At 61.5% G+C, this 25930-nt stretch carries 23 protein-coding genes and 4 tRNA genes; 17 read left to right on the top strand and 10 right to left on the bottom strand.

The features are described from left to right. Window positions 1-7: 7 nt before the first annotated feature. Both PYR71_RS21000 and PYR71_RS20995 read right to left on the bottom strand, forming a co-directional pair. On the bottom strand, window positions 8-1297 hold the full coding sequence (locus tag PYR71_RS21000) for a dihydroorotase (RefSeq protein ID WP_275620704.1): 1290 nt from the start codon (window positions 1295-1297) through the stop codon (window positions 8-10). After that, the gene (locus tag PYR71_RS20995) at window positions 1294-2250 is read right to left on the bottom strand and encodes an aspartate carbamoyltransferase catalytic subunit (RefSeq protein ID WP_010032928.1); all 957 of its coding nucleotides are present in this window, start codon (window positions 2248-2250) and stop codon (window positions 1294-1296) included. Before PYR71_RS20995 ends, PYR71_RS21000 begins: the two co-directional genes overlap by 4 nt. A 178-nt stretch (window positions 2251-2428) precedes the next feature. Here PYR71_RS20995 and PYR71_RS20990 point away from each other — a divergent pair, with 178 nt between their 5' ends. Continuing rightward, a complete protein-coding gene (locus tag PYR71_RS20990; RefSeq protein WP_183914784.1) occupies window positions 2429-4087 on the top strand; it encodes an acyl-CoA dehydrogenase family protein in 1659 nt (552 codons plus the stop codon). 399 nt (window positions 4088-4486) lie between these two features. On the opposite strand, the gene PYR71_RS20985 is transcribed toward PYR71_RS20990, so the two are convergent. Next, a complete protein-coding gene (locus PYR71_RS20985; RefSeq protein ID WP_275620703.1) occupies window positions 4487-7372 on the bottom strand; it encodes an Rne/Rng family ribonuclease in 2886 nt (961 codons plus the stop codon). A 622-nt stretch (window positions 7373-7994) separates the two neighbouring features. Between PYR71_RS20985 and PYR71_RS20980 the strand changes: the two genes are divergently transcribed. From PYR71_RS20980 to prfB, 3 genes are all read left to right on the top strand, one after another. After that, window positions 7995-9269 carry an N-acetylmuramoyl-L-alanine amidase gene (locus PYR71_RS20980; protein ID WP_275620702.1) on the top strand — a complete coding sequence of 425 codons (1275 nt, stop codon included), beginning with the start codon at window positions 7995-7997 and terminating at the stop codon, window positions 9267-9269. A gap of 401 nt (window positions 9270-9670) precedes the next feature. Continuing rightward, complete coding sequence (locus tag PYR71_RS20975) at window positions 9671-12130, top strand: penicillin-binding protein 1A (RefSeq protein WP_275620701.1); 2460 nt, start codon at window positions 9671-9673, stop codon at window positions 12128-12130. Between the two features lie 101 nt (window positions 12131-12231). Continuing rightward, a protein-coding gene (gene prfB, locus PYR71_RS20970; protein ID WP_275620700.1) for a peptide chain release factor 2 occupies window positions 12232-13363 on the top strand; the annotation gives its coding sequence in 2 pieces (ribosomal slippage) (window positions 12232-12300 and window positions 12302-13363; 1131 coding nt in all). 55 nt (window positions 13364-13418) lie between these two features. Here prfB and PYR71_RS20965 read toward each other — a convergent pair. Genes PYR71_RS20965 through PYR71_RS20955 form a run of 3 tightly spaced genes read right to left on the bottom strand, consistent with a single transcriptional unit; the run spans window position 13419 to window position 15752 of the window. After that, window positions 13419-14438, bottom strand: a complete 1020-nt coding sequence (locus PYR71_RS20965) for an alpha/beta hydrolase family protein (protein ID WP_275620724.1) — start codon at window positions 14436-14438, stop codon at window positions 13419-13421. A gap of 32 nt (window positions 14439-14470) precedes the next feature. Beyond that, window positions 14471-14974 carry a hypothetical protein gene (locus PYR71_RS20960; RefSeq protein WP_183914774.1) on the bottom strand — a complete coding sequence of 168 codons (504 nt, stop codon included), beginning with the start codon at window positions 14972-14974 and terminating at the stop codon, window positions 14471-14473. 4 nt (window positions 14975-14978) lie between these two features. Beyond that, entirely contained in the window at window positions 14979-15752 is a 774-nt protein-coding gene (locus tag PYR71_RS20955; RefSeq protein WP_275620699.1) for an NAD kinase, read from the bottom strand. A 156-nt stretch (window positions 15753-15908) separates the two neighbouring features. Here PYR71_RS20955 and PYR71_RS20950 point away from each other — a divergent pair. Then, window positions 15909-15984 (top strand) — tRNA-Thr (locus PYR71_RS20950). A 111-nt stretch (window positions 15985-16095) separates the two neighbouring features. Further along, complete coding sequence (locus tag PYR71_RS20945; RefSeq protein ID WP_183914773.1) at window positions 16096-16446, top strand: hypothetical protein; 351 nt, start codon at window positions 16096-16098, stop codon at window positions 16444-16446. 30 nt (window positions 16447-16476) lie between these two features. Here PYR71_RS20945 and PYR71_RS20940 read toward each other — a convergent pair whose 3' ends face one another. From PYR71_RS20940 to rlmB, 4 genes are all read right to left on the bottom strand, one after another. Next, a complete protein-coding gene (locus PYR71_RS20940) occupies window positions 16477-16614 on the bottom strand; it encodes a hypothetical protein (RefSeq protein ID WP_183914771.1) in 138 nt (45 codons plus the stop codon). 62 nt (window positions 16615-16676) lie between these two features. Further along, the gene (locus PYR71_RS20935) at window positions 16677-16835 is read right to left on the bottom strand and encodes a hypothetical protein (protein ID WP_164517777.1); all 159 of its coding nucleotides are present in this window, start codon (window positions 16833-16835) and stop codon (window positions 16677-16679) included. Window positions 16836-17003: 168 nt separating this feature from the next. Next, on the bottom strand, window positions 17004-17705 hold the full coding sequence (locus PYR71_RS20930) for an AprI/Inh family metalloprotease inhibitor (protein WP_275620698.1): 702 nt from the start codon (window positions 17703-17705) through the stop codon (window positions 17004-17006). Window positions 17706-17750: 45 nt separating this feature from the next. After that, window positions 17751-18641, bottom strand: a complete 891-nt coding sequence (rlmB, locus tag PYR71_RS20925) for a 23S rRNA (guanosine(2251)-2'-O)-methyltransferase RlmB (RefSeq protein ID WP_183914767.1) — start codon at window positions 18639-18641, stop codon at window positions 17751-17753. 201 nt (window positions 18642-18842) lie between these two features. Between rlmB and PYR71_RS20920 the strand changes: the two genes are divergently transcribed. The 11 genes from PYR71_RS20920 (at window position 18843) to rplL (ending at window position 25718) form a co-directional block, all read left to right on the top strand. Continuing rightward, a tRNA-Tyr gene (locus tag PYR71_RS20920) sits at window positions 18843-18927 on the top strand. Between the two features lie 24 nt (window positions 18928-18951). Continuing rightward, a tRNA-Gly gene (locus tag PYR71_RS20915) sits at window positions 18952-19025 on the top strand. Between the two features lie 335 nt (window positions 19026-19360). Beyond that, window positions 19361-20536, top strand: coding sequence for an elongation factor Tu (gene tuf, locus PYR71_RS20910; RefSeq protein WP_004669088.1), 1176 nt, complete (start codon window positions 19361-19363; stop codon window positions 20534-20536). Between the two features lie 498 nt (window positions 20537-21034). Next, window positions 21035-21928 carry an NAD-dependent epimerase/dehydratase family protein gene (locus PYR71_RS20905; RefSeq protein WP_275620697.1) on the top strand — a complete coding sequence of 298 codons (894 nt, stop codon included), beginning with the start codon at window positions 21035-21037 and terminating at the stop codon, window positions 21926-21928. A 169-nt stretch (window positions 21929-22097) separates the two neighbouring features. Then, window positions 22098-22173: transfer RNA gene (locus PYR71_RS20900), tRNA-Trp, on the top strand. Window positions 22174-22367: 194 nt separating this feature from the next. Then, window positions 22368-22568, top strand: a complete 201-nt coding sequence (gene secE / locus PYR71_RS20895; protein WP_003573826.1) for a preprotein translocase subunit SecE — start codon at window positions 22368-22370, stop codon at window positions 22566-22568. Between the two features lie 17 nt (window positions 22569-22585). Beyond that, window positions 22586-23116 carry a transcription termination/antitermination protein NusG gene (gene nusG / locus PYR71_RS20890; RefSeq protein WP_004669067.1) on the top strand — a complete coding sequence of 177 codons (531 nt, stop codon included), beginning with the start codon at window positions 22586-22588 and terminating at the stop codon, window positions 23114-23116. Window positions 23117-23293: 177 nt separating this feature from the next. Further along, entirely contained in the window at window positions 23294-23725 is a 432-nt protein-coding gene (gene rplK, locus PYR71_RS20885) for a 50S ribosomal protein L11 (RefSeq protein WP_009985507.1), read from the top strand. Window positions 23726-23729: 4 nt separating this feature from the next. Beyond that, window positions 23730-24431, top strand: a complete 702-nt coding sequence (gene rplA, locus PYR71_RS20880; RefSeq protein WP_004669072.1) for a 50S ribosomal protein L1 — start codon at window positions 23730-23732, stop codon at window positions 24429-24431. A gap of 328 nt (window positions 24432-24759) precedes the next feature. Next, complete coding sequence (rplJ, locus tag PYR71_RS20875) at window positions 24760-25278, top strand: 50S ribosomal protein L10 (RefSeq protein WP_009994537.1); 519 nt, start codon at window positions 24760-24762, stop codon at window positions 25276-25278. Window positions 25279-25334: 56 nt separating this feature from the next. Next, the gene (gene rplL, locus PYR71_RS20870) at window positions 25335-25718 is read left to right on the top strand and encodes a 50S ribosomal protein L7/L12 (protein ID WP_183914760.1); all 384 of its coding nucleotides are present in this window, start codon (window positions 25335-25337) and stop codon (window positions 25716-25718) included. Window positions 25719-25930: the final 212 nt, after the last annotated feature.

Below are 25930 nucleotides of genomic sequence, written 5' to 3'. Positions count from 1 at the left end.
CCGGTCCCTAAAGTGCATGGACAAGCTTTCCCGAGACGTATGTCGCGACCGCCCGCCCGCTGAAGCGCGCATCCTCGAACGGCGTGTTCTTAGAGCGGGAGAGAAGCATGTCTTTAGCGACAAGCCAAGGCTCATCGAGATCGATCAGCGTGATATCGGCGGCAGCACCCGGCTTCAGCGTGCCGGCATCCAGGCCGAAAATCTCAGCCGGGCGAGTGGACATGGCGTCGATCAGACGCATCAGGCTGACCTGGCCGCTATGGTGAAGCCTGAGGGCCGCCGCCAGCATGGTTTCAAGGCCGACTGCGCCGTCCGCCGCCTCGCCGAAGGGCAGGCGCTTCGTATCGACGTCCTGCGGGTCGTGCGAGGAGACGATGATGTCGATGGCGCCGCGCGCCAGCGCGTCGACCATGGCGACCCGGTCGTCCTCCGGGCGCAGCGGCGGATAGAGCTTGAAGAAGGTGCGGTATTCGCCGATGTCGTTCTCGTTGAGCGCCAGATTGTTGATCGAGATGCCCGAGGTCACCTTGGCGCCGCGGTTGCGGGCAAGCTCAATCGCCTCGACCGATTGCGGCACCGAGATCATCGCGGCGTGATAACGCCCCCGTGTCAGTTCTGCGATCCTGAGATCGCGTTCGAGCGGGATGAGCTCGGCTTCTCTCGGAATGCCGGAGAGCCCGAGCCAGCTGGCGAAAAGCCCTTCATGCATGACGCCGTTGGCGCCAAGATATTTGTCGCGCGTTTCACAGCAGACGACGGCGCCGAATTCACGTGCATAGGTCATGATCCGGCGCAGCACCTGCGTATCGTGAACGCTGGAATGGGCATCGGTGAAGGCGACGGCGCCCGCCTGCATCAACAGGCCGATCTCGGTCATCTCCTCGCCGGCAAGACCCTTGGTAATGGCAGCGGCCGGAAAGACCCTGACGGCGGCGGTATCGCGGGCCGTCTTCTTGACGAATTCGACGAGTGCGATGTCGTCGATGACGGGATCGGTGTCCGGCATCATGATGATCGACGTGACGCCGCCGGCCGCCGCCGCCCGGCTTGCCGAGGCGATCGTCTCGCGGTGTTCGCCGCCGGGTTCGCCGATATGGACGCGCGCGTCGACGAGGCCGGGTGTGGCCACGAGACCGGCGCAGTCGCGCACGACGGCGCCGTCCGGCGCGCCCTGGTTCTGCGCAGCGCTGCCGGCGGCAATGATGACGCCATTTTTCGCGATGATCGTGCCGACCTCGTCGAGATTGCGCGAGGGGTCGACGATGCGGACGTTCTTGAGGACGATCGGGTTGCTCATGCCTTCATTCCGTCGGTTCGGGGACCCTGGTTCTGCGAGACGAGCAGCGTCTCCATGACGGCCATGCGCACCGCGACCCCCATTTCCACCTGTTCGGCGATCACGCTCTGCGGGCCGTCTGCGACCTCGGAGGCGATCTCGACGCCGCGGTTCATCGGCCCCGGATGCATAACCAGCGCATCCTCCTTCGCCGCCTTCAGCGTTTCGGCGTCGAGCCCGTAGAAGTGATAATATTCGCGCACCGACGGCACGAAGGCGCCCGACATGCGCTCGCGCTGCAGCCGCAGCATCATCACCACGTCGGCATCCTTCAGCCCTTCCTGCATCGAGTGGAACACCTCGACGCCCATCTCGGCAATGCCGGAGGGCAGGAGCGTCGCAGGCGCAACGACGCGCACTCGCGCCCCCATCGCATTGAGCAGCAGGATATTGGAGCGCGCCACCCGCGAATGCAGCACGTCGCCGCAGATCGCCACAATGATGCGCGAGAGCTTGCCCTTGGCGCGGCGGATCGTCAGCGCGTCGAGCAGCGCCTGGGTCGGATGTTCGTGCTGGCCGTCGCCGGCATTGACGACCGAGCAGGAGACCTTCTGGGCGAGCAGGGCGGCCGCACCGGCGCTCGAATGGCGGATGACAAGAACGTCGGGGCGCATCGCATTCAGCGTCATCGCCGTGTCGATCAGCGTTTCGCCCTTCTTCACCGAGGAGTTGCCGACCGACATGTTCATGACGTCGGCGCCGAGCCGTTTGCCGGCAAGCTCGAAGGAGGCCTGCGTGCGGGTCGACGCCTCGAAGAAGAGGTTGATCTGCGTCAGCCCGCGCAGCGTCGACGTCTTCTTCTCTCGCTGGCGGCTGATCTTGACGGCTTCGTCGGCCTTGTCGAGAAGATAGGTGATATCCTGCTCGGTGAGGCCCTTGATGCCGATGAGGTGGCGGTGGGGGAAAAAGACCATGACCCTGCCTCTTGCTGTCTCTGGCGGGTCTATAAAGAGTGCTGTCCGCCGGGGCAAGCATGCGCTGTGGGCAAAGGCTTATGTCCCCATGCATTTTCGCCCGAATTCCGATAGAGCAGGATGAAGCGAATCATAACTTCCGGTTTCCCTTGCCGGGTTCTTGCACTAGAAGCGAATAATGACCTCCGCCAACCGGACTGACGACAAACTCGCAGAACTCAACCAGCCGAGCCTGTGGTCCGGCATCAATGCCTATCGATCCGATCCGTTGATCGTCGATCTGACGGCGGCGCTGCCGCGCGGCATCCGCGAGGACCTGGAAAACATGGGCCGCTACGTCACCTCGCCGGAGGCGCAGGAACTGGCGCGCATGGCCAATCAGGGCGTCCCGCAGCTGCGCACCCACGGCCCGCGCGGCGAGCGCCTCGACGTCGTCGAATTCCATCCGGCCTGGCACGCGCTGATGCGCCGCTCCATGTCGGTCGGCCTGCATTCCTCCGTCTGGGATCCGCAGGCCGATACCGACGCCAAGGACGAGGCCCACAAGGTTCGCGCCGCGCGCTTCTATCTGACGGCGCAGCTGGAATCCGGCCATCTCTGCCCGCTGACGATGACGAGCGCCTCCGTTGCCGCGCTCTCGGCCTCGCCCGCAGTGCAGAAGGACTGGGCGCCGAAGATCCTCTCGCGCAAATACGATTCGTCCAACCGCCCCGCCATGCAGAAGTCCGCGGTGACTATCGGCATGGGCATGACGGAAAAGCAGGGCGGCACCGATGTCAGGGCTAATCGAAGCGCCGCCGAAAAGGTCAGCGAAGGCATCTACCGGCTCTCCGGCCACAAATGGTTCATGTCCGCGCCGATGAGCGATGCTTTCATTATGCTGGCGCAGACCAAGGAGGGGATGGGCTGCTTCCTCGTGCCGCGCCTTCTTGAGGACGGTTCGGCCAACGGCCTGCAGTTCCAGCGGCTGAAGGACAAGGTCGGCAATCGCTCCAATGCCTCTTGCGAGGTGGAGTTCTCAGACACGTTCGGATTCCTGCTCGGCGCCTCCGATGCCGGCATCCGTACCATCCTCGACATGGTGACGCTGACCCGTCTTGATTGCGCACTGGCCTCGTCGGGCATCATGCGCGCTTCGCTCGCCGAGGCCGTGCACCACACGCGCGGCCGCAGCGTTTTTGGCAAGATGCTCGTCAATCAGCCGATCATGACGCGCGTGCTTGCCGACATGGCGCTCGACGTTGCCGCCGCCACCGCGCTGTCCTTCCGTCTTGCCGATGCCTTCGACAAGGCGCGCGGCAATGCCGAGGAAGCGGCCTATGCCCGCGTCATGACGCCGGTCGCCAAATACTGGTGCTGCAAGATCGCGCCCGCCTTGATCTATGAAGCGATGGAATGCATCGGCGGGAATGGCTACATCGAGGAACGTCCCATCGCCCGGCACTATCGCGAGGCTCCCGTCAATGCGATCTGGGAAGGCTCCGGCAACGTCATGGCGCTCGACGTTCTGCGCGTGCTCAACCGCGGCAAGGACCTGTTCGAGACGGTCTTTGCCGGCTTGGCTCGCGATCTCGGTCCTGCTGGCAAGAAGACGATCGACGTGCTGCGTGCCGCCATCGCGCTCTGCGAACAGGATGAGGGCGCGGCGCGCCTGCTCGTCGAGCAGCTGGCGCTCGCCGCCGGTGCTGCCGAACTTTATCGGCTTGGGGCAGGGCGCATTGCCGATGCCTTCATCGAGACGCGGCTTGCCGGCGGCTGGCGCTCCACTTACGGCATGCTCGATTCCCGCTTCGACGCCAGCTACATCGTCGATCTTCTCTATCCGCCGGCGGCTTGATCGCGCGGCGGAGGTGGTTCTATCGGGAGCCCCTCGTCCGCCTGCCGGCACCTTCTCCCCACTTGCGGGGCGAAGGGGACAAGCCGTGAGCTCTCCGTCCCCCATCGACCTCTCATGGGGCACGTCCCCTCTCCCTGTGAGAACAGGGAGAGGGTTAGGGTGAGGGGCAGCCGTCGACGCATCGCTGTCGCTCGGCTCGAGTGGGGAGGGCGACCACCTGGGACGATCGCTACCTATCGTCGGCTGGTCGCAACCAATCTCGTCCAGGTCGCTCCCAGCCCATTCCAGCGAGATCTGCGAGCCCTGTGGGTTCAACTTTGCTAGTGAGGCACCGCTTTAAACAAAATCCGGCCGCGTCGCCGCGGCCGGATTTTCTCATTTACGTCCAAAAATCAGCGTTCAGAAGAAGCCACGGCGCTGCCACCAGCCGGCCTTCTTCGGCTTGCCATCGTCGCTTTCGCTATTTTCGCTGCGGGTGGATTTCACCGTCGGCTCGGAGGAGGCGATGTTGGATTCGCGGTTGGCGCGAACCGGCTTTGCCTCTTCCTGGGCGGGCGTTTGAAGGTCGGCGGAGGCTTCGGCCACCTCCAGCTCGGCTTCGGCGGCGGGTGCTGCTTCTGATTCTGCTTCCACTACCGGTTCCTCGACCGGCGATGCGGCGGGCTTGCGACGGCCGCGGCCACGGGCGGGCTTCACTTCCTCCGTGACGACGGCCGCACCCTCGACGGCGGCCGCTGCGGCCTGGTCTTCGCCGGGCTGTTCGGCAGCCGTCTCGACGACTGCAGCTTCGGCAGCAGCGACGTCATTCGAGACATCGTCGCCTTCGTCCTCATCGCCGCCGCTGCCTTCGCCGGCATCACCGGCCGCCAATTCGGAACCGTCTTCGGCGCGGTTGCGGCGACCACCACGCTTGCCGCGACGACGGCGCTTGCGGCGCTGCGAGTCGTCGCTCTCGGCACGGGCCTCGGGCGCAACTGCGGTTGTTTCATCGCCTTCGGCGCCTTCGTCGTCGCCGTCCTCGTCCTCATCGCCGGCTTCGCCCGTGGCCGATACGGGCTGTTCGGCATTGCCGTTGCGGCCGCGGCGGCGCCTGCGGCGCTTGCGCTTGCGGTTGCCGTCTCCGTCACCTTCCGAGCGCGCCGCGGCGGCGCGTTCGGCCGCTGCCGGCTTTTCCTCAAGTTCCTCGTCTTCGTCCTCATCCGCCTCGATGACGATGTCTTCGTCGTCATCCTCGGGAATGGCTGCGAAGTTGAACAGCGTTTCGATCTTGACCGGATTTTCCACGGCCTCGCCGCGATCGATGGCGAAATGCTGCGCGCCGACCGAGCCGTCCGCATCGATGACGATCGCCACGCCGAAGCGGCTCTCGTAATCGACGATCGTCTGGCGCTTGTGGTTGAGCAGGTAGAGCGCGATGTCGGGGGTGGTCCGCACGGTAATGTTATGCGTCGTATTCTTGAGCAGATATTCCTCGATGCCGCGCAGAACATGGAGCGCGACGGAGGACTGCGAACGGACGTGGCCGGTGCCGGCGCAATGCGAGCAGACCTGGGTGGTCGATTCGAGCACCGAGGCGCGGATGCGCTGGCGCGACATTTCGAGCAGGCCGAAATGCGAGATCCGGCCGACCTGAATGCGTGCGCGGTCGTTCTTCAGGCATTCCTTCAGCTTCTTCTCGACGGCGCGGTTGTTGCGCTTTTCTTCCATGTCGATGAAGTCGATGACGATCAGGCCGGCGAGGTCGCGCAGGCGAAGCTGACGGGCGATTTCTTCCGCCGCTTCGAGGTTCGTCTGCAGCGCGGTGTCCTCGATCGAGTGTTCGCGCGTCGAGCGGCCGGAGTTGACGTCGATCGAAACCAGCGCTTCCGTCTGGTTCATGATCAGATAGCCGCCAGAGCGCAGCGTCACCTGCGGCTGCAGCATGCGGTCGAGCTGGGCTTCGATGCCCGAACGCGAGAAGATCGGGTGGATGTCGCGATAGGGCTGGACCACCTTGGCATGGCTCGGCATCAGCATCTTCATGAAGTCTTTGGCTTCACGATAGCCATCTTCGCCGGCAACGATGATCTCGCTGATATCCTTGTTGTAGAGGTCGCGGATCGAACGCTTGATCAGCGAGCCTTCCTCGTAGACGAGGCAGGGCGCGGTGGAGGCGAGCGTCAGCGTGCGCACGTTCTCCCACAGGCGCATCAGATATTCGAAGTCGCGCTTGACCTCGACCTTGGTGCGGTTGGCGCCGGCCGTGCGCAGGATGACGCCCATGCCCTGCGGCACTTCGAGCATGCGCGCGATTTCCTTCAAGCGCTTGCGGTCGGCCGGATTGGTGATCTTGCGGGAAATGCCGCCGCCGCGCGCCGTATTCGGCATCAGCACGGAATAGCGGCCGGCGAGCGAGAGATAGGTGGTCAGCGCCGCGCCCTTGTTGCCGCGCTCTTCCTTGGCGACCTGCACCAGCAGGATCTGCCGGCGCTTGATGACTTCCTGGATGCGGTACTGCTTGCGCGGCTTGCGCTGCACGCGGTCCGGCACTTCTTCCATCGCGTCTTCGGCGCCAACGGATTCGATGACTTCCTCTTCGCCGTGATCGTCATCGTCATCGTCGTCATCGTGACGACGCTTGCTGGTGTCGACGTCTTCGGAGATCGAGTCGGTTTCCACCATGGCGGCCATTGCGCCGCCGGTCGAGCCGTCATCGTCGTTGTCGATGCTCGCAGCACCTTCGGCTTCGACGTCCGTGGGAACGGCGTCCTCGGTCGCGGTCGTTTCGGCAGCCGCTTCGGTGACCTTCTTGCGGCTGCGGCGCGGCCGTGCCTTCTTGGCCGGCGCTTCCTCGGCGGCTTCTGCCGCTACGGCTACATCTTCTGCCGTTGCCTCTTCCGTTACGGCAGCCGGTTCCGGCGCCTCTGCCGGCACGATGCCGACATCCGGCTGGTCCTGAGTCGAAAGGTCGACCATCGGCGCGGTTTCGACATGCTCGACGTCTTCGTCGCGGCGATGCTCCTCGGCCTCGGCGCGAAGCAGCGCCTGACGGTCGGCGAGCGGTATCTGGTAATAATCGGGGTGGATTTCGGCGAAGGCCAGGAAGCCGTGCCGGTTGCCGCCGTAATCGACGAAGGCGGCCTGCAGCGAGGGCTCGACCCTCGTTACCTTTGCGAGATAGATATTGCCGCGGATCTGCTTCTTGTGCTGCGACTCGAAGTCAAATTCTTCTATGCGGTTTCCGCGAACGACAACGACGCGCGTCTCTTCCTCGTGAGACGCATCGATAAGCATTTTGTCTGCCATGTAAGCTGTGCTCCTCGGCGTGGCCGCGAGAGCGCATTCCCGACTGCTGTAGAAACAGAAAGAATGCGGTCCAAAGTGGCCGCGCCGGATAATGAAAGTCGCACCTGGCGCGAAGACGAGAGCAGCAGCCAGACCGCAGCCGGAACCATTTCGGTCCGGGGCCTGTACACTTCAGATAAAACCTGCTGCGAAACCATCAACAACCAAGCGTGATCGACAAATACGAAGACCCTTTTCGGGTCCGATGAGGTTGCTCCCTGAGAGCGTGGTGGCTGATCCACCAATGAAGTTCCGACCAGAAGCCGGAAAATCAGGATCCAGTTCTCGGGTTGAAGCCCATGAGACGGCGGACGATGACCGATGTGGCGCCAGGTCCAGATCTGGCTGGCAGCCCTTGCGGCGACTCTATCCCGTCAACACTTCTACCCTAAAATGCGTTGTATGTTTTCTCTGTCACAATAGCAAGGGAAAAGCCAAATGTGCCATAATATTGATGGATTTCGGAACACATAGAAGCTGGGGGCCAGCGATTGCGATTCGGCAGGCGGCAAAGGCGTTTCGCTCTCGGGCGTCCGCCGGCCATGCCGAGTCCATCGCGCTATAAATAGGATGTGGCGGTTTATTGTTTAAGAGGGCTCGGATCGCGGCGCAGTCCGCAACGCGGCGATCGACAGTGGTAAGGCGGCTGATGACGGCGGTGCTTGTCGCCGGTTGTATTCTGCCTGATGTGGCGGGTTCGGCCGAGACGAGGGATCCGCTGCTCGCCTATGGCGCGCGCATCATCGGCGACGACGCCAGAACACGTATTGTCATCGATTTCGACCGCGAACCGCGGTTCTCCGTTCACTATATCGCCAATCCTGAGCGCATCGTCATCGACCTGCCGGCGACCGCCTTCGGCTTTCCGGGCAAGGATCTGGCCGCCCGCGGCCTCTTCAGGGACATCCGCTACGGCAAGATGGACGAGGAGAGCGCCCGCATCGTGCTGACAGCGGCACAGCCGGCGAAGCTTTCCCTCGCCAAGGTGCAAGCCGACGAGGCCGGCAAGGGCCATCGGCTGGTGCTCGAGGCCGAGATGATCGACAAGCAGGCCTTTGCCGAACTGGTCAAGACGCAATCATGGAGCGACCGGCCCTGGAACGCTCGGGAAGCCGCGACCCAGGCGACGAGCGCCATTCCCGCGCCTGCAAAGACCGCCCCCGGGGATTTCGTCATCGCTGTGGACGCCGGCCATGGCGGCATTGATACCGGCGCGATCGGCGTCGATACCAAAACCGAGGAAAAGCAGGTGACGCTCGCCTTCGCCAAGGCTCTGGCCGACCGGCTGAACAAGGAACCGGGCATCAAAGCCTTCCTGACGCGCAATGACGATGAGTTCCTGTCGCTTTCCCAGCGCGTGCTGATTGCCCGCCAGAACCATGCCGGCCTGTTTATCTCGCTGCATGCCGACACGCTGAAGCAGAAGGATATCCGCGGCGCGACCGTCTATACGATCTCGGACAAGGCCTCCGACAAGCTCGCCGCCGACCTTGCCGAACGCGAGAACCTTTCTGACCAGATCGCCGGCAAGGAGACGGTCGCCGAGCCTCCCGAGGTCGCCGACATCCTGCTCGACCTGACGCGGCGCGAGACGCAGGCCTTCTCGATCTCGCTGGCCGAGAGCGTGCTGAATTCCTTCAAGGATCAGGTCGGTACCATCAACAATCCGCACCGCCATGCCGGCTTCCGCGTGCTGCAGGCCCCCGACGTGCCGTCGATCCTGCTCGAGCTTGGATTTCTCTCGAATGCCGAGGATGAGAAACTGCTGCTCGATGAGAGCTGGCGCGGCAAGATGGCCGATCTGCTGACCGACGCCGTCAAGCGGTATCGCAGCGGCGTGGTTGCGAATGGCGGTTGAGCGTGCAGAAGTGTTACGGTGTCGCTTGCATCTCTGAAGAGGCGCGCGGCCCGGGGCGCCGGCCGGTTGATTAAGGTCGATACCTATAAAAACAAAAAGTTGAGTGTCCCGCTTGAATCAATTTCGCAGCCGCGCGCTGCGGATCGGCGGCGGGTAGGGGCGTTGCTTGGATGTGACAGTTCCGATGAAACGCGGCCGCAGCGATGAATGCGGCGGGCAGGGCCCTATTTTGCTCACATTCACGCCGTTACTCCGGCCTATGTTTCACAGCCTGAAGCGCGGAATCGGCTTGTAGCGGTAGCGCTCATGGAGTAAGCCGCGCGCAACGTGCAAATTGCCTTGATCTGTGCAATCGTTGCGTCTGTGCCGATTGAAGATCGAAGAGACCGGTAGCTGAAAATATGGTTAGACTTCTTGGATATTTCTTCGGAATGGCCTGCGTCCTGTTTCTGGTCGCGGCGGCGGGTATTGCCATCTATCTCGCCAATGTCGCGAAGGACCTCCCGGACTATGCCGTTCTGAACAGCTACGCGCCGCCGGTGACGACGCGCGTGCATGCCGGCAACGGCGCTCTTATGGCTGAATATGCCAAGGAAAAGCGTCTCTTCCTGCCGATCCAGGCCATCCCCGACCGCGTCAAGGCTGCTTTTCTGTCGGCTGAAGACAAGAATTTCTACAACCATCCGGGAGTCGACCTGACCGGCCTCGGCCGGGCGATCCTCGTCAATCTGCAGAATTTCGGTTCCGGCCGCCGCCCGGTCGGCGCGTCCACGATCACCCAGCAGGTGGCCAAGAACTTTCTTTTGAGCTCGGACCAGACGATCGACCGCAAGATCAAGGAAGCAATTCTCTCCTTCCGCATCGAGCAGGCCTACAGCAAGGACAAGATTCTCGAGCTCTACCTTAACGAGATTTTTTTCGGCCTGAATTCCTATGGTATCGCCGGCGCGGCACTCACCTATTTCAACAAATCCGTTACCGAACTGACAGTTGCCGAAGCCGCCTATCTGGCATCGCTGCCGAAAGGTCCGGCCAACTATCATCCTTTCCGCCATCCCGAAGCTGCCCTCGAGCGCCGCAACTGGGTAATCGACCGCATGGTCGAGAACGGCTATGTCAGCCAGAGCGACGGCGCGGACGCCAAGAAGCAGCCGCTCGGCGTTACCGCCCGCAGCACTGGTCCCTCGCTCTTCGCGTCCGATTATTTTGCCGAAGCCGTGCGCCGTCAGTTGATCGATCAATATGGCGAGAAGGTCCTCTACGAGGGCGGCCTTTCGGTGCGCACCTCGCTCGATCCGCAGATGCAGCTCGCTGCCCGCAAGGCCCTGCAGGATGGCCTCGTGACCTATGACGAGCGCCGCGGGTTCCATGGGCCCATCAAACAGATCGATGCAAGCGGTGACTGGGGCAAGGCGCTTGCCGATGTTCCCGCTCTGTCCGACGTGCCGGAATGGCGCCTCGCCGTCGTGCTCGCCGTATCGGATAGCAATGTCGACATCGGCCTGCAGCCGCCCAAGGACGGCAGCGGCAAGGTCGCGGCTGACCGGCAGCGCGGCACGATAGACGCCAAGAACATGCAATGGGCCTACCGTTCGGCGGACGGCTCCCGCAAGACCGCAAAAACGCCGGCCGGCGTCTTGAACCCGGGCGACGTCGTCTATGTCGAGAAGCTCGGTGACGAGGCGTCGACCTCCTATCGCCTGCGCCAGCCGCCGAAGGTGCAGGGTGGCCTGGTCGCCATGGATCCGAAGACCGGCCGGGTGCTCGCCATGGTCGGCGGATTCTCGTATGCCCAGTCCGAATTCAACCGCGCCACCCAGGCGATGCGTCAGCCGGGCTCCTCCTTCAAGCCCTTCGTCTATGCGGCGGCGATGGACAATGGTTATACGCCGGCATCCGTCATCATGGACGCGCCGATCGAAATCGTCTCGGGCGGCCAGGTCTGGAGGCCGGAAAACTACGGCGGCGAATCCGGTGGTCCGTCGACGCTGCGTTCGGGCATCGAGCATTCGCGCAACCTGATGACGGTGCGCCTCGCCAACGATCTCGGCATGAACATCGTCGCCGAATATGCCGAGCGCTTCGGCATCTACGATCACATGCTGCCGGTTCTCTCCATGTCGCTCGGCGCCGGCGACACGACGGTGCTGCGCATGGTCTCAGCCTATTCGGTCATCGCCAATGGCGGCAAGCAGATCAAGCCGACATTGATTGATCGAATCCAGGACCGCTACGGCAAGACGATCTTCAAGCATGAGGAGCGTCTGTGCGAGGGCTGCAATGCCGGCGACTGGCAGAACCAGGAAGAGCCGAATGTCGTCGACAACCGCGAAACCGTTCTCGACCCGATGACCGCCTATCAGATCACCTCGATGATGCAGGGCGTCATTCAGCGCGGCACCGCCGCCGGCAAGATCGATCTCGGCGGCCGCGACGTCGCCGGCAAGACCGGCACCACTAACGACGAGAAAGATGCCTGGTTCGTCGGCTTCACGCCGGATCTGGTCGCCGGCTTATATATGGGCTTCGATACGCCGGGCCCGCTCGGCCGCGGCGGCACCGGCGGCGGTCTCTCCGCGCCGATCTTCAACGAATTCATGCAGGCCGCCGTCAAGGACACGCCGGAATCGAAGTTCGTCATTCCGCCGGGCATGAACCTGATCCCGATCGACCGCAAGACCGGTATGGCCGCCGTTGACGGCGATCCGAACACCATCATCGAGGCCTTCAAGCCCGGCACCGGCCCGGCCGACAGCTTCTCCGTCATCGGCATGGACAGCACCATGGCGCCGGAGGAGATCCTGAAGACCTCGCCGCAGGCTAACCAGGCCGTCCAGACCGGCACACCCGGCCTGTTCTGACCGTCGTCGTAATCTTTGAACGCCTGCCGCGGGCCTTTACATCGGCGGCTGGCGTCTCTATGTCACCAGCACTTGAAAGACCGAGACAGAGAAGCAGGAAAATGCGAGCCGAAATCGAAAACGTGGTCGATGAAACCAAGCAGGCTATCACCCTGCTGAGGAGGCATCTTTGACTGGGACCAGGCAGTAAGACGACTGGACTGGTTGAACAACAAGGCAGAGGATCCGAACCTCTGGAATGACGCCATCGAAGCGCAGAAGCTGATGCGGGAGCGCCAGCAGCTCGATGACGGCATCAACGGCGTCCGGCAGCTCGAACAGCAGCTGAAAGACAATGTCGAACTGATCGAACTCGGCGAGGAAGAAGGCGACGGAGGCGTCGTCAAAGAGGCCGAGGACGCCTTGAAGGCCTTGAAGGCCGAGGCTGCGCGCCGCCAGGTGGAAGCGATGCTCTCCGGCGAGGCCGACGGCAACGATACTTATCTCGAAGTTCATTCCGGCGCCGGCGGCACCGAAAGCCAGGACTGGGCGAACATGCTGTTGCGCATGTACACCCGCTGGGCCGAACGCCAGCGCTTCAAGGTCGAGCTTCTTGAAGTTCACGACGGCGAAGAGGCGGGCATCAAGTCCGCCACCCTGCTCGTCAAGGGACACAACGCCTATGGCTGGCTGAAGACGGAATCGGGCGTGCATCGCCTGGTACGCATCTCGCCTTACGACAGCAATGCGCGTCGCCATACGTCCTTTTCGTCGATCTGGGTCTATCCTGTTGTCGACGACTCGATCAATATCGACATCAATGAAAGCGATTGCCGCATCGACACCTATCGTTCGTCGGGCGCCGGCGGCCAGCACGTCAACACGACCGACTCGGCCGTGCGCATCACCCATATCCCAACCGGGATCGTCGTTGCCTGCCAGCAGGAACGTTCGCAGCACAAGAACCGCGCCAAGGCCTGGGAAATGCTGCGTGCCCGCATGTACGAAGCCGAGCTGAAGAAGCGGGAAGAGGCTGCCAACGCCGAAGCCGCCTCCAAGACGGACATCGGCTGGGGCCATCAGATCCGCTCCTACGTGCTGCAGCCCTACCAACTGGTCAAGGACCTGCGCACCGGCGTCGCCAGCACCGCTCCTGATGACGTACTCGACGGCGATCTGAACGAATTCATGGAAGCGGCCCTTGCCCACCGCATCAGCGGCGCCGCCGACGCGGTCGTCGAGGATGTCGACTGACAGGCAGCAGCGAGATCGAATGACGAGAAGGCTCCGGAGACGGGGCCTTCTTCGTTCAGACGATGGCGCGGATGTCGCCGCCCTGAAACAGCGCTGCCGACAGATCGGCGGTTTCGTCATGAATGGCTGCGCGCGCGATATCAGGGGGATCGGTGAAGAGCTCGGCCGCAAAGGCAAAGCCTATTCCCGTACCCTCCGGTACGAAGACATAATGCCCGAGGCCGCCGTCGAAAATCTTCAGCGCGCTGCGCGCCAGCCGAGCATGCAGCCATGCAGAACATTCTTCGGCCGGTGCCGCCCTGTCGGCATCGCCTACCAGGATAAGAGCAGGGGCCTCGATCGTTTTCAGACTTTCCTCGCTGAAAGCGAAAATGGAGCGCCCCGGCGCACAGAGGAGCGCCGCCTTGATCCTGTTGTCCCGATAGGATCGCGACATGCGGGACCATGACCGGCGAAACACATCGCTCTCGCGCAGCAACGAGGGAATATGATCGGCAAGGTCGGGAAATTCCCTTGGGCCGCGCGGACCACCCGGTTTCAGCCTCGACGGTTCGAACTGCGAGAACTGGGCGATGGCGCCGAGAAGGAGCATGACGCTATAGGCTCCGGCCGAAAATCCGGCCGCGAACGCACGGGCTGTATCAATCCGACCGGCGAGATCGCCAAGCCATTCGCGACTGCGATCCAGCATCAGGCTTAGGTCAGGCGCGCGTTCCCAGAGACAGGCAAAACCTTCGGCCCGATAGGGCTCGATGCCGGTATTGCCGTGATGGTTGACGCCGAGCGCAACAAACCCGCGTTCGACCAGGCGCCGCGCCAGCCATTCCAGCCCTGCCGCAGATCCGCCGGTGCCGTGCGACAGCAGGACGAGCGGATAAGGCCTGTTTGCCGGCCGAATCGGCGCGTCGCGGGCGACCACCGCCTTGCGAAACCAGCTTCGTTCCCGAACATCGCTTTCCCGCGCATCATCGGCAGGCGGATACCACAGAGACCAGCTGACGGGCCTCGGACCGAATGCGTCCCAGTCCGGTCTTTGGTCATCGTAAAGTACCCCGTCGCGAAAGCCGAGTTTCATCTTCAAAGCCTGTGCAAACAGCGTCTCGCTGTTCAATTGGTCGCCTTCTCGATGGTGATGTCACCGAATTCGTCGATCAGCACCGTCCAGCCGTCCGGCTCGGCCGCCGGGTCGGTCTTCAGATAGATGGTGGCGAAGAGGCCGGGTTGCTTGCTGATGCCGCTCGAATTCTCCGGGCGTATGTCGGTCACGTAGGGCTTCAGGTCGCTGATCTCCTGCAGCTCGATGTTTGAGGCGATCGCCGGGCCGGTCTCCGTCTGGGCAATTTGCTGCAGATAAACCTTCGAGGTCCGATCCGGCTGGCGCACGGCAAAGAGCTTGTAGTAGCCATGGCGCTTTCCCTGAGGGGCGGAAACATTCTCGGTGGCGGAAGGCGCCCGCTCGATTTCAGGTGCGTTGCCGTCGTCCTCCCAGTAGCCGGTGCTGGTGGCAAAGATCACCGTAGCCGGCAGAATGGGGTCCTGAGCGGGAGCGGCGGTGGCGGCCGAGCATCCGACGAGGAAAATCGTGGTCATCAATATCCGTCGCATTGCCATCGTCTCAATCTTTGAACTGCTCGGCGAGGATACGGTCGGACCAGGAGCGGTCGGGATCGGAGAGGATGCGCGCCGTCATATGCTCCGACTGGGCGATGCGGACATGCAGCACCGACTTAACCTCGGTATTGTCGGCTACCGCATTCACCGGCCGCTTCACCGGCTCGAGCACGTCGATATCGACGGTCACCTTGTTGGGAAGCAGCGCCCCCCTCCAGCGCCGCGGCCTGAAAGCGCTGACCGGTGTCATGGCGAGCAGCGGCGCCTCGAGGGGCAGGATCGGGCCATGGGCGGAAAGATTGTAGGCTGTCGATCCGGCTGGGGTGGCCACCATCAGCCCGTCGCAAATCAGCTCCTCCAGGCGCACGTGCCCATCGACCACGACCCTGAGATTGGCGGCCTGATATGACTGGCGGAACAGATAGACCTCGTTGATGGCAAGGGCCGTTGAATTGGTGCCGTCGGCATTGGCCGTCGTCATCTTCAGCGGCCGGAAGGCGTTTTCGACAGCGACGCAGATGCGCTCCTGAAGCCGCTCCGTGCTGTAATCATTCATCAGGAAACCGACCGAGCCGCGATTCATCCCGTAAACCAACTTGCCGGAATTCATGGTGCTGTGCAGCGTCTGCAGCATGAACCCATCACCGCCGAGCGCGACGATAACGTCCGCCTTGTCCTGCGGCACGTCGCCATAGATGCGAATCAGCTCTTCGCGTGCGGAGAGCGCCTCCATCGTCGGCGAGGCGATAAACGAAAGCGTCTGAAATGAACGGCCCATGCAATGCCCTTTGTGAAGCTGCTCTAGCTAAAGGATAAAAGGCCGTTGCGACAAGGCCGTTTTGCACGGCCCGGCGTTTTGCCGCCAAGCCGAACCGTCCGCAGGGATCGGATTTTCCTTTACAGGAGCGCAGAATCTGTTAGTTGGGCAGCTATTGCCCTTGTAGCTCAGTTGGTAGAGCACCTGATTTGTAATCAGGGGGTCCCGGGTTCGAACCCTGGCGGGGGCACCATCCCTATTCTCCGATACGCAGTCCCTTGATGAACCCTGCCTGAAGGGCTGCTTCAGCGGCAGTTCAGCTGCTTCGGGGCATTGTCTCCTCATCATCAATGAGGACGCAGCCATGAAGCTCGCACACATCATTCTTACCGCAACCATTGCCGCCGCTGCGGCTTTCGTCGCCGTCGCCCCTGCATCCGCCATGCCGGCCGGACGGCCGGCGATGACGGCGCAAGGAGATATTGTCCAGATTCGCGACAGCTGGCGAGATAATCGTTGGCGTGATGACGGTGACTGGCGCGCCGACCGTGACTGGCGTGGCGACCGTGGCTGGCGCGATGGGCGCGATTGGCGCCGCTCCGACTGGCGCGATGATGACCGCCGCTGGCGGCGGTGGCGTGCCGAGCGGTGGCAGGAACGCCGCGAGTGGCGCCATCGCGATCGCGATATCCCCTTCTGGCTTTATCGCGGCTGAGCGCAGCTGCGAACGCTCAGGACCGTCAGTTCAATGAGCGACCGGTTCGTTGACGCTGGCCTCGATCCTGTCGCCCTTGCCGGGCTGGCCGGCGCCGGAAGGCGAGATCATCGCGATGCTGAGCACGGAGGCGACCATGAAGGCGACGACGGCGATCATTATGCGCATGAGCGTTCAATCCTCGTTCGGTTGGGGATTAACGCACAATCGCCGTCCGCGTTCCTCTCGGCCTATTGCACCGGTCCCGGCGTCGCGGGGCCGGGCGCCGTCGGCGACAGAGGATCGGGCTGGTGGACGGGATGCGAGGTGTCCACCCAGATGATGCTGAGGATGATTCCCACAAAGGCCGCGATGAACAGGATACCGAAAATCAGCGGTCGAATGGCCATGATGGGGATTGCTCCTTCTTGCTTGTGACCGGTCGCTACGATCGATCGCCGCCCGATCATAGTGCTCCAGAAGGTCATTCCAAGGCAAAAGTGGATTTCTGCTGCCTAATGCATGTTGCCCGGAAGTGTACACCGGTTCCGGGATAACGACATGCAAAAGACAAAGAGCTAACGCGCGTCGCGGCGCACGAGTGAAAGCGGCTTGCCGCCTTCTTCCCGGGACTTGCCGAAATTGCCGTTGGCGCGCATGTGGAAGTCAAGCGACGCACCGTCATGACTCATCAGCGTCAGACTGAAACCGTCGATATGCCAGATGGCGAGTTTCAATCGGGCGACATTGGCGGCGCAGTCTCCGGAGAGTGACAACGGCGCATTGCCGTCCGTATTTGCAGTGCCCTCGAGTGTCACGCTGCAGAGTTTTTCGCCGTCCGGTCTTTGCACTACCCATTTCCCGGCAAGGCTGCTGAAGGTCGGCAGGCGATCGACCCCGTCGGGAGCCGAGACCAGCAGGAGAGGCGTTTCGCCTTTCGTCTTCATCGGCGAGCCTTCATTCTCGACGAAACGGGCGACAATCTTGCGCGTCGGATCGATCAGGATGAGGCCGCCATTGCCGCTGAAATTCCAGGAAGCGGCTTCAGCAAGCGCCGGCAATGGCTTGGAACAGCTGTCTTGGCCCGAGAGCGAATAGCCGCCGATCGCAAGGTCGGTTTCGAGCGTCAGCCGGCACCCGGCGCCTCCGTCTTCCGGCGCGACCAGATAGGTTCCCGCTTGCGCTCTGAGAATATCGGGATCGATATCCTGCGCGCCAGCCGGACCGTAGGCCAGCAGCGCGGTTGCTGGAATTGTCAGCCGAAGCATAAAACGATTCATGGCAATCCCTTTGCCGCGGCCCGTAAGCCCGCCTTTAAGTCCAGCCTATGCCTTTAAGTAAAGCCGCGCCGCATAAAGCGCGATCGCCGCTGCGTTCGAAACGTTGAGCGATTTGATCGCGCCCGGCATGTCGAGGCGGGCAAGCGCGGTCACGGTCTCGCGTGTTTTCTGCCTGAGCCCCTTACCCTCCGAGCCGAGCACCAGCGCCACCTTGTCGCCCGAAAACGTGCCTTCGAGCGGCGCCGGCCCTTCCGAATCGAGCCCGATGGTGGCGAAACCCAGCTTGTGCAATTCGCCGAGCGCATCGGCGAGATTGGTGATCTGTATATAAGGGATCAGTTCCAGTGCGCCGGAGGCGGATTTGGCGAGCACGCCCGACTCGGTCGGGCTGTGCCTCTGGGTGGTGATCACCGCCCCGGCATTGAAGGCGACTGCCGAGCGCATGATCGCGCCGACATTGTGCGGATCGGTCACCTGGTCGAGCACCAGCAGGAGAGGGCTGTCCTTCAGCGCCTCGAGCCGGCGCACCGGCAGCGGCCGTGTCTCCAGCATGACCCCCTGATGGATCGCCTCGGGGCCGAGCACTTTGTCGATCTCGTGCGGCGGGACGATCTCGAAGGCAATGCCGAGCGTTTCGATGTTGATTTCAAGCCGCGCGAGCGCGTTCTGCGTCACGGAGAGTTTGATCTTCTTGCGCTCGGGATTGTCGAGCGCCGCGCGTACCGTATGCAGGCCGTAGAGATAGACCTGGTCGGGCGCCAGCGCCGGCGGCTTCCAATCTTCGGCCCCACGCTTGCGCTTCTGCGGCTGAGGTGTCGGGATCTCGCCGCGTTCGCGCTTGGCGTCGCGGTGCGCACGCCTGAGATTGGCGTAATGCGTATCCTTGGCGGATGGGTCTGCTGCGGCCTTGCCGCTGGATTTCTTGTCTTTGCTCATGCGGCTTTATAGCTATGGCGTTGGCTGCCGCATAGGCTTTCTTTCATATGCCGGCTTTCGGCGGCGAATGAAAATTTTCGTGTTTTTTCCGTTGTCATCGTGTTGACAGACGGAAATGCTCCGGTCATATACGCGGCGCAGACGACGGGCGGCAACGCTTCGAAGTCTGACGAACTTGGTCGAACGATCCGGACGAAAACTGGAGAGATGCCCGAGTGGTTAAAGGGGACGGACTGTAAATCCGTTGGCTCAGCCTACGTTGGTTCAAATCCAACTCTCTCCACCATTCGTCATCGGATCGGACCATCCCGCGGGTATAGCTCAATGGTAGAGCAGCAGCCTTCCAAGCTGAATACGCGGGTTCGATTCCCGCTACCCGCTCCAGTTTTCCCGAAGTCCGTTGATGCGACCGCTGCCGCGGCGATGCCGATGATGTTTCGGACGCCGACAATGGCGGCGATAGTCTGGCAGGTGAGGGCGCTCGACGCCTGGCGTCCAGCGCTGTTCTCCTGTTAGGCAGGCAGTTTTCTCTGGAATTTCAGCGATTTTTGAAGGGGCTTGGGCGAATCGCCTTGCAGGCGGCGAATTGTCTCCCATATGCGCTGTCACGCCAAGAATGGCGTCTGTAATTAAGTCTTGCGCAATTTCGCCGAAAGCCTTAAACGGCGGCACTAAACCGGTTCGCCGGGGCCACCATTTCGTTCACAGGAAGCATTCAAATGGCAAAGAGTAAGTTTGAGCGCAATAAGCCGCACGTCAACATTGGCACGATCGGCCACGTTGACCACGGCAAGACGTCTCTGACGGCAGCGATCACGAAGTACTTCGGTGAGTTCAAGGCGTACGACCAGATCGACGCGGCTCCGGAAGAGAAGGCGCGCGGCATCACCATCTCGACGGCGCACGTCGAATATGAGACGCCGAACCGCCACTACGCGCACGTCGACTGCCCCGGCCATGCCGACTACGTGAAGAACATGATCACCGGTGCTGCCCAGATGGACGGCGCGATCCTGGTGTGCTCGGCTGCTGACGGCCCGATGCCGCAGACGCGCGAACACATCCTGCTGGCCCGCCAGGTCGGCGTTCCGGCGATCGTCGTGTTCCTGAACAAGGTCGACCAGGTTGATGACGCCGAGCTGCTCGAACTGGTTGAGCTCGAAGTTCGCGAACTGCTGTCGTCCTACGACTTCCCGGGCGACGACATTCCTGTTGTCAAGGGTTCGGCGCTTGCCGCTCTTGAAGATAGCGACAAGAAGATCGGCGAAGACGCGATCCGCGAGCTGATGGCAGCGGTCGACTCCTATATCCCGACGCCCGAGCGTCCGATCGACCAGCCGTTCCTGATGCCGATCGAAGACGTGTTCTCGATCTCGGGCCGCGGCACGGTCGTGACCGGCCGCGTCGAGCGTGGCATTGTCAAGGTTGGCGAAGAAGTCGAGATCGTCGGCATCCGCCCGACCTCGAAGACGACGGTGACCGGCGTTGAAATGTTCCGCAAGCTGCTCGACCAGGGCCAGGCCGGCGACAACATCGGCGCACTGGTTCGCGGTGTGAACCGTGACGGCGTCGAGCGTGGCCAGATCCTGTGCAAGCCGGGTTCGGTCAAGCCGCACAAGAAGTTCATGGCTGAAGCCTACATCCTGACGAAGGAAGAGGGCGGCCGTCATACGCCGTTCTTCACCAACTACCGTCCGCAGTTCTACTTCCGCACGACCGACGTGACCGGCATCGTCACGCTGCCGGAAGGCACGGAAATGGTCATGCCGGGCGACAATGTCACGGTTGCCGTCGAGCTGATCGTTCCGATCGCGATGGAAGAAAAGCTGCGCTTCGCCATCCGCGAAGGCGGCCGCACCGTCGGCGCCGGTATCGTCGCCTCGATCGTCGAGTAATCCTGGGATTACCTGCAATTCAGGAAAAACCCCGCTGGCGACAGCGGGGTTTTTTCGTTTTGATGCCTGATCGACGGATTAACAGGTGTTGTAAAAATATCGTTAAACAGGCCCGTCACAGTATTTTGTTCATCTCACGTTCAGAAACCGGTTTGTGATTGGCTCATTTTAGTTCAGACTCCTCTGTGTAGAGAGGAGAGTTCGCATGATTCCAAAGGCCACATTTGTTGCGACGATATTCGCAATGTATGTTTTCACGATGTTTTTCATCGCTGCGATCCCGCAAGAGGTTGTTCAATCGGCCGGCGTGCAGATCGACGAGGTCAGTGTCGTCAAGTGACGGCCCTGCAAATCATCGCCGGATTCGGCGGTGATTGGAAATGAATGATCAGGCGCCGGATGCAGGCGGCCTGATGAGGCGGGGTGAACGCAGGATGCTCGCTTGCTCTTCGCGCGGAAGCGTCTAACTATGCCTCCGAATGACGCGGAGGATATTCCATGAAGAAACGAATCCTGTTCACAGGCGGTTCGGGCAAGGCGGGTCGCCATGCCGTGCCCTGGCTCGTCAAATCAGGTTATGAGGTCCACAACCTCGATCTCGTGCCGCTGGACAGCCCCGGCGTGACCAATCTCATCGCCGACATTACCGATAGCGGTCAGGTCTTCAACGCGCTCTCCATGCATCGCGATTTTCCCGATCTCGACGGGGGCAGGGGCGTCCAGCCCTTCGATGCCGTCGTGCATTTCGCCGCCATCCCGCGCATCCTGATCAAACCCGACAACGAGACCTTCCGCATCAACACGATGGGCACCTACAATGTCATCGAGGCGGCGGTGAAGCTCGGCATCCGGAAGATCATCGTCGCGTCGAGTGAGACGACCTACGGCGTTTGTTTTGCCGAGGGGCATCGTGACTTCCACCAGTTCCCGCTGGAGGAGGATTACGACGTCAATCCGATGGATTCCTACGGCCTTTCCAAGGTGGTCAACGAAAAGACGGCGCGCGCGTTTGCCGAGCGTTCGGGCTTCGACATTTATGCGCTGCGCATCGGCAACGTCATCGAGCCGCACGAATATGAGAAGTTTCCCACCTATTTCGCCCATCCCGAAATGCGCAAGCGCATCGCCTGGAGTTATATCGACGCCCGCGACCTCGGTCAGATCTGCCATCTCTGCATCGAGAAGGACGGCCTCGGCTACCAGGTGTTCAACGCCGCCAATGACACGGTCTCGGCCAACACGCCGTCGAAAGAGCTTGCGAAGCGATTCTTCCCGAATGTCCCCTTTACCCGCGAGATCGGCGAATATGAGGGCCTGCTTTCAAACCGCAAGATTCGCGAAGTGCTGGGCTTCAGGGAGGAGCACGACTGGCGGAAATATGTGAAGATCTAAGTGCTTGCCAGCCAAGCGATTGAAAGGGCCGGTCGCTCGCAAATGAGCAGAACGGCTTTGAAAATCGAAAATCGTGCTTGCCAATCCGCCGCCGCCGTCTTAAAGGGAGCGCCATGCATTTCGGCAGCGATTTGCGGGTCTTGGCCCGAGCGCTGAAGGAGAGGCATGAAGGGGTATAGCTCAGTTGGTAGAGCGGCGGTCTCCAAAACCGCAGGTCGGGGGTTCGAGCCCCTCTGCCCCTGCCATTTTCCTTGATGGGGACAGCGCGACTGTGCTTGCAGCCGTTCCAGCCGGGGATCGATCGGTGGCAAGTAATTTCGTTAAACTTCGGTTTCCCTCTTGTGTATTCGGAAATCGGTGTTTATTTAGGGTTCAACAGACACGCGGTGCGTGGGGCTGATAGTTTCAGCTTTACGCGCCGTAATTGCGTGGGCAGTCGATGGCATCCAAATCCAATCCGTTTGCGTTTCTGCAGCAGGTTCGCTCTGAGACGTCCAAAGTTACATGGCCGTCGCGCCGCGAGACGATGATCTCGACGGTTATGGTGCTTGTGATGGTGGTGTTCGCCGCGTTGTTTTTCTTTGCTGCTGACCAGCTGATCGGCTGGGTTCTGAGCTTCGTGCTCAATACCGGCAACTGATACGGGTGGAGATGAAAATGGCGGCACGTTGGTACATCGTCCACGCGTATTCCAATTTTGAAAAGAAGGTGGCTGAGGACATCGAGAACAAGGCTCGCCAGAAGGGGCTTGAGCATCTGTTCGAGAAGATCCTCGTGCCGACCGAAAAGGTGGTGGAAGTGCGTCGCGGCCGCAAGGTCGACAGCGAGCGCAAGTTCTTCCCGGGTTATGTCCTCGTCCGCGCCAATCTGACGGATGAAGCCTACCATCTGATCAAGAATACGCCGAAGGTCACCGGCTTCCTCGGTTCCGACAATAAGCCCGTTCCGATTCCGGATTATGAAGCCGAGCGCATTCTCGGTCAGGTCCAGGAAGGTGTGGAGCGGCCGAAGGCCTCCATCACCTTCGAGATCGGCGAGCAGGTTCGCGTTTCCGACGGCCCGTTCGCTTCGTTCAACGGCACGGTTCAGGATGTGGACGAGGAACGTTCGCGCCTGAAGGTTGAGGTGTCGATCTTCGGCCGCGCGACGCCGGTCGAGCTGGAATACGCTCAGGTCGAGAAGGTCTGATTGCAAGAGATTGGGAGCTGGCCCTTGCGGCCTGTTTCCCGCGGACCTCGTCCGCATCCGCGTGGAAGGTGAGGGGTCTTAGCCGGACCCTAATGATCCGCACCACGCAACCGCAGCCGCCGGAGAGATCCGGCATCACGGGCCGGGCGACCGGTCGTTCATGAAAGGCAGAGAGATATGGCTAAGAAAGTTGCAGGCCAGCTCAAGCTTCAGGTCAAGGCAGGATCGGCAAACCCGTCCCCGCCGATTGGTCCGGCGCTTGGTCAGCGTGGCATTAACATCATGGAATTCTGCAAGGCGTTCAATGCCGCTACGCAGGAAATGGAAAAGGGTATGCCGATTCCGGTCGTCATCACCTATTACCAGGACAAGTCCTTCACCTTCGCGATGAAGCAGCCGCCGGTCAGCTACTGGCTGAAGAAGGAAGCGAAGATCACGTCCGGTTCCAAGACCCCGGGCAAGGGCGCAAAGGCTGGTACCCTCACCAAGGCTCAGATCAAGACGATCGCCGAAGCCAAGATGAAGGATCTGAATGCAGCGGATATCGAAGGTGCAATGGCGATGATCGAGGGCTCTGCCCGCGCCATGGGCCTGGAAGTGGTGGGTTAAGATCATGGCTGGCAAGCGCACTCGCAAGATCAACGAAGGTGTTGATCCCACCAAGCTCTACGCTCTGACCCAGGCCATCGGCATGGTCAAGGAACGGGCTGTCGCCAAGTTCGACGAAACCATCGAAGTCTCGATGAACCTCGGCGTCGACCCGCGCCATGCGGACCAGATGGTTCGCGGCGTCGTCAATCTGCCGAACGGCACGGGCCGCACGGTTCGCGTCGCCGTCTTCGCTCGTGGCGCCAAGGCTGACGAAGCCAAGGCCGCTGGTGCCGATGTCGTCGGTGCCGAAGACCTCGTCGAAATCGTCCAGGGCGGCAAGATCGAATTCGATCGCTGCATCGCCACTCCCGACATGATGCCGCTCGTCGGTCGTCTCGGTAAGGTTCTCGGCCCGCGCGGCATGATGCCGAACCCGAAGGTCGGCACCGTCACCATGGATGTCGCCGGAGCCGTCAAGGCTTCCAAGGGCGGCGCTGTCGAGTTCCGCGTCGAGAAGGCTGGTATCGTCCACGCCGGTATCGGCAAGGCCTCTTTCGACGCCAAGGCTCTGGAAGAAAACATCCGCGCCTTCGCCGACGCCGTCATCAAGGCGAAGCCGGCCGGTGCCAAGGGCAACTACGTTAAGCGCGTGGCGATTTCCTCGACCATGGGCCCGGGCGTCAAGATCGAAGTCGGCTCGGTCACCGCAGCACCGACTGCATAAGTTGATTGCCGGACCGCGGTCCGGCCACTGAATTTCCGGCCCCGCAAGGGGCCGGAATATTCCGGAGAAATCCGGAATCCTGTCCGAGATTGCAGGTGGTTTTCCCTTAATCACTTTGCCTGCATGAGACGGGTAAGACCCGAATTCATGAAGTTCGCTTCTAGAAACTCGGTTCGAGCCTTGGATGCCTTGTGCCTTCTTAGCCTTGATTGGCGCGGGAGCGCGGGGGGACAGGATCCTCAAGCGTCGCTTGGGATCTCGCATGATCCCGGGAGGCAAAAGGCAACCCGGCGGGCCCGTTCTCGGTCCCGCCAACTGGAGATAGGCAGTGGAAAGAGCGGAAAAACGCGAATTCGTCACGGAACTGAACGAAGTCTTCAAGGCTTCGGGCTCGGTTGTCGTGGCCCACTATGCTGGTGCCACAGTCGCGCAGATGAACGATTTTCGTTCGAAGATGCGTGCAGCTGGCGGTACCGTCAAAGTCGCGAAGAACCGCCTGGCCAAAATTGCCCTTCAGGGTACGGAAGCGGAAGGGATGTCGAATCTCTTCAAGGGTCAGACGCTGATTGCATACAGCACCGATCCGATCACCGCTCCGAAGGTCGTCATGGATTTCGCCAAGACCAACGACAAGATCGTTGTTCTGGGCGGCGCCATGGGAACAACCACGCTCAACGCCGATGCAGTCAAGTCGCTTGCGACCCTGCCTTCGCTCGATGAGCTGCGTGCGAAGCTGCTGGGCATGATCCAGACGCCGGCTACCCGCATCGCTGGGGTTGTTGCAGCACCGGCAAGCCAGCTTGCCCGCGTGTTTGCGGCCTACGCCAAGAAGGACGAAGCCGCTTAAGGCGGTTTTTCGCTGTACAAACTCAACAGTTCGAACCGAACAAAAGGAACTAGAAAATGGCTGATCTCGCAAAGATCGTTGAAGACCTCTCCTCGCTGACCGTCCTGGAAGCCGCTGAGCTGTCCAAGATGCTTGAAGAAAAGTGGGGCGTTTCCGCCGCTGCTCCGGTAGCTGTTGCTGCCGTTGCTGGTGGTGCAGGCGGCGCAGCTGCTCCGGCTGAAGAAGAAAAGACCGAGTTCGACGTCGTCCTCACGGATGCCGGCGCCAACAAGATCAACGTCATCAAGGAAGTCCGCGCCATCACCGGCCTCGGCCTCAAGGAAGCCAAGGACCTCGTCGAAGGCGCTCCGAAGGCTGTCAAGGAAGGCGTTTCCAAGGCTGAAGCCGCTGACATCAAGAAGAAGCTCGAAGACGCCGGCGCCAAGGCCGACGTTAAGTAAGCTTGAACTGCTTTTGGGAGGTGGCATTTGCCGCCTCCCATTTGCCGTTTTTCTGAACGAATTACCCAAAAGCCGCGTCAAAACGGCTTTTGGGTAATGGGTTCTTCAAAAGGATAGTCTCGCACCGAGGGCAGCACAGCAATCCGAGCTGGGCGTTTTTGGGAGTCGGACGAGATTGAACTACCCATTGATTGACGGGGTCGACTGGCCAT

It is taken from the genome of Rhizobium mulingense (assembly GCF_029194105.1).
Lineage (GTDB): Bacteria > Pseudomonadota > Alphaproteobacteria > Rhizobiales > Rhizobiaceae > Rhizobium > Rhizobium mulingense.
Note: the sequence above shows the minus strand (reverse complement) of the source record. Positions and strands in the feature narration are given on the sequence as shown.

Bases quoted from the DNA above. Each gene is read 5' to 3' on its own strand.
- nusG (WP_004669067.1), top strand. From the start codon at position 22,586: ATGGCGGCACGTTGGTACATCGTCCACGCGTATTCCAATTTTGAAAAG.
- PYR71_RS20930 (WP_275620698.1), bottom strand. From the start codon at position 17,705: ATGAATCGTTTTATGCTTCGGCTGACAATTCCAGCAACCGCGCTGCTG.
- PYR71_RS20940 (WP_183914771.1), bottom strand. From the start codon at position 16,614: ATGCGCATAATGATCGCCGTCGTCGCCTTCATGGTCGCCTCCGTGCTC.
- PYR71_RS20905 (WP_275620697.1), top strand. From the start codon at position 21,035: ATGAAGAAACGAATCCTGTTCACAGGCGGTTCGGGCAAGGCGGGTCGC.
- PYR71_RS21000 (WP_275620704.1), bottom strand. From the start codon at position 1,297: ATGAGCAACCCGATCGTCCTCAAGAACGTCCGCATCGTCGACCCCTCG.
- PYR71_RS20975 (WP_275620701.1), top strand. From the start codon at position 9,671: ATGGTTAGACTTCTTGGATATTTCTTCGGAATGGCCTGCGTCCTGTTT.
- rplA (WP_004669072.1), top strand. From the start codon at position 23,730: ATGGCTGGCAAGCGCACTCGCAAGATCAACGAAGGTGTTGATCCCACC.
- rplL (WP_183914760.1), top strand. From the start codon at position 25,335: ATGGCTGATCTCGCAAAGATCGTTGAAGACCTCTCCTCGCTGACCGTC.
- PYR71_RS20960 (WP_183914774.1), bottom strand. From the start codon at position 14,974: ATGGCAATGCGACGGATATTGATGACCACGATTTTCCTCGTCGGATGC.
- PYR71_RS20985 (WP_275620703.1), bottom strand. From the start codon at position 7,372: ATGGCAGACAAAATGCTTATCGATGCGTCTCACGAGGAAGAGACGCGC.
- tuf (WP_004669088.1), top strand. From the start codon at position 19,361: ATGGCAAAGAGTAAGTTTGAGCGCAATAAGCCGCACGTCAACATTGGC.
- PYR71_RS20945 (WP_183914773.1), top strand. From the start codon at position 16,096: ATGAAGCTCGCACACATCATTCTTACCGCAACCATTGCCGCCGCTGCG.
- PYR71_RS20990 (WP_183914784.1), top strand. From the start codon at position 2,429: ATGACCTCCGCCAACCGGACTGACGACAAACTCGCAGAACTCAACCAG.
- PYR71_RS20965 (WP_275620724.1), bottom strand. From the start codon at position 14,438: ATGAAACTCGGCTTTCGCGACGGGGTACTTTACGATGACCAAAGACCG.
- rlmB (WP_183914767.1), bottom strand. From the start codon at position 18,641: ATGAGCAAAGACAAGAAATCCAGCGGCAAGGCCGCAGCAGACCCATCC.
- PYR71_RS20955 (WP_275620699.1), bottom strand. From the start codon at position 15,752: ATGGGCCGTTCATTTCAGACGCTTTCGTTTATCGCCTCGCCGACGATG.
- secE (WP_003573826.1), top strand. From the start codon at position 22,368: ATGGCATCCAAATCCAATCCGTTTGCGTTTCTGCAGCAGGTTCGCTCT.
- PYR71_RS20995 (WP_010032928.1), bottom strand. From the start codon at position 2,250: ATGGTCTTTTTCCCCCACCGCCACCTCATCGGCATCAAGGGCCTCACC.
- rplK (WP_009985507.1), top strand. From the start codon at position 23,294: ATGGCTAAGAAAGTTGCAGGCCAGCTCAAGCTTCAGGTCAAGGCAGGA.
- PYR71_RS20935 (WP_164517777.1), bottom strand. From the start codon at position 16,835: ATGGCCATTCGACCGCTGATTTTCGGTATCCTGTTCATCGCGGCCTTT.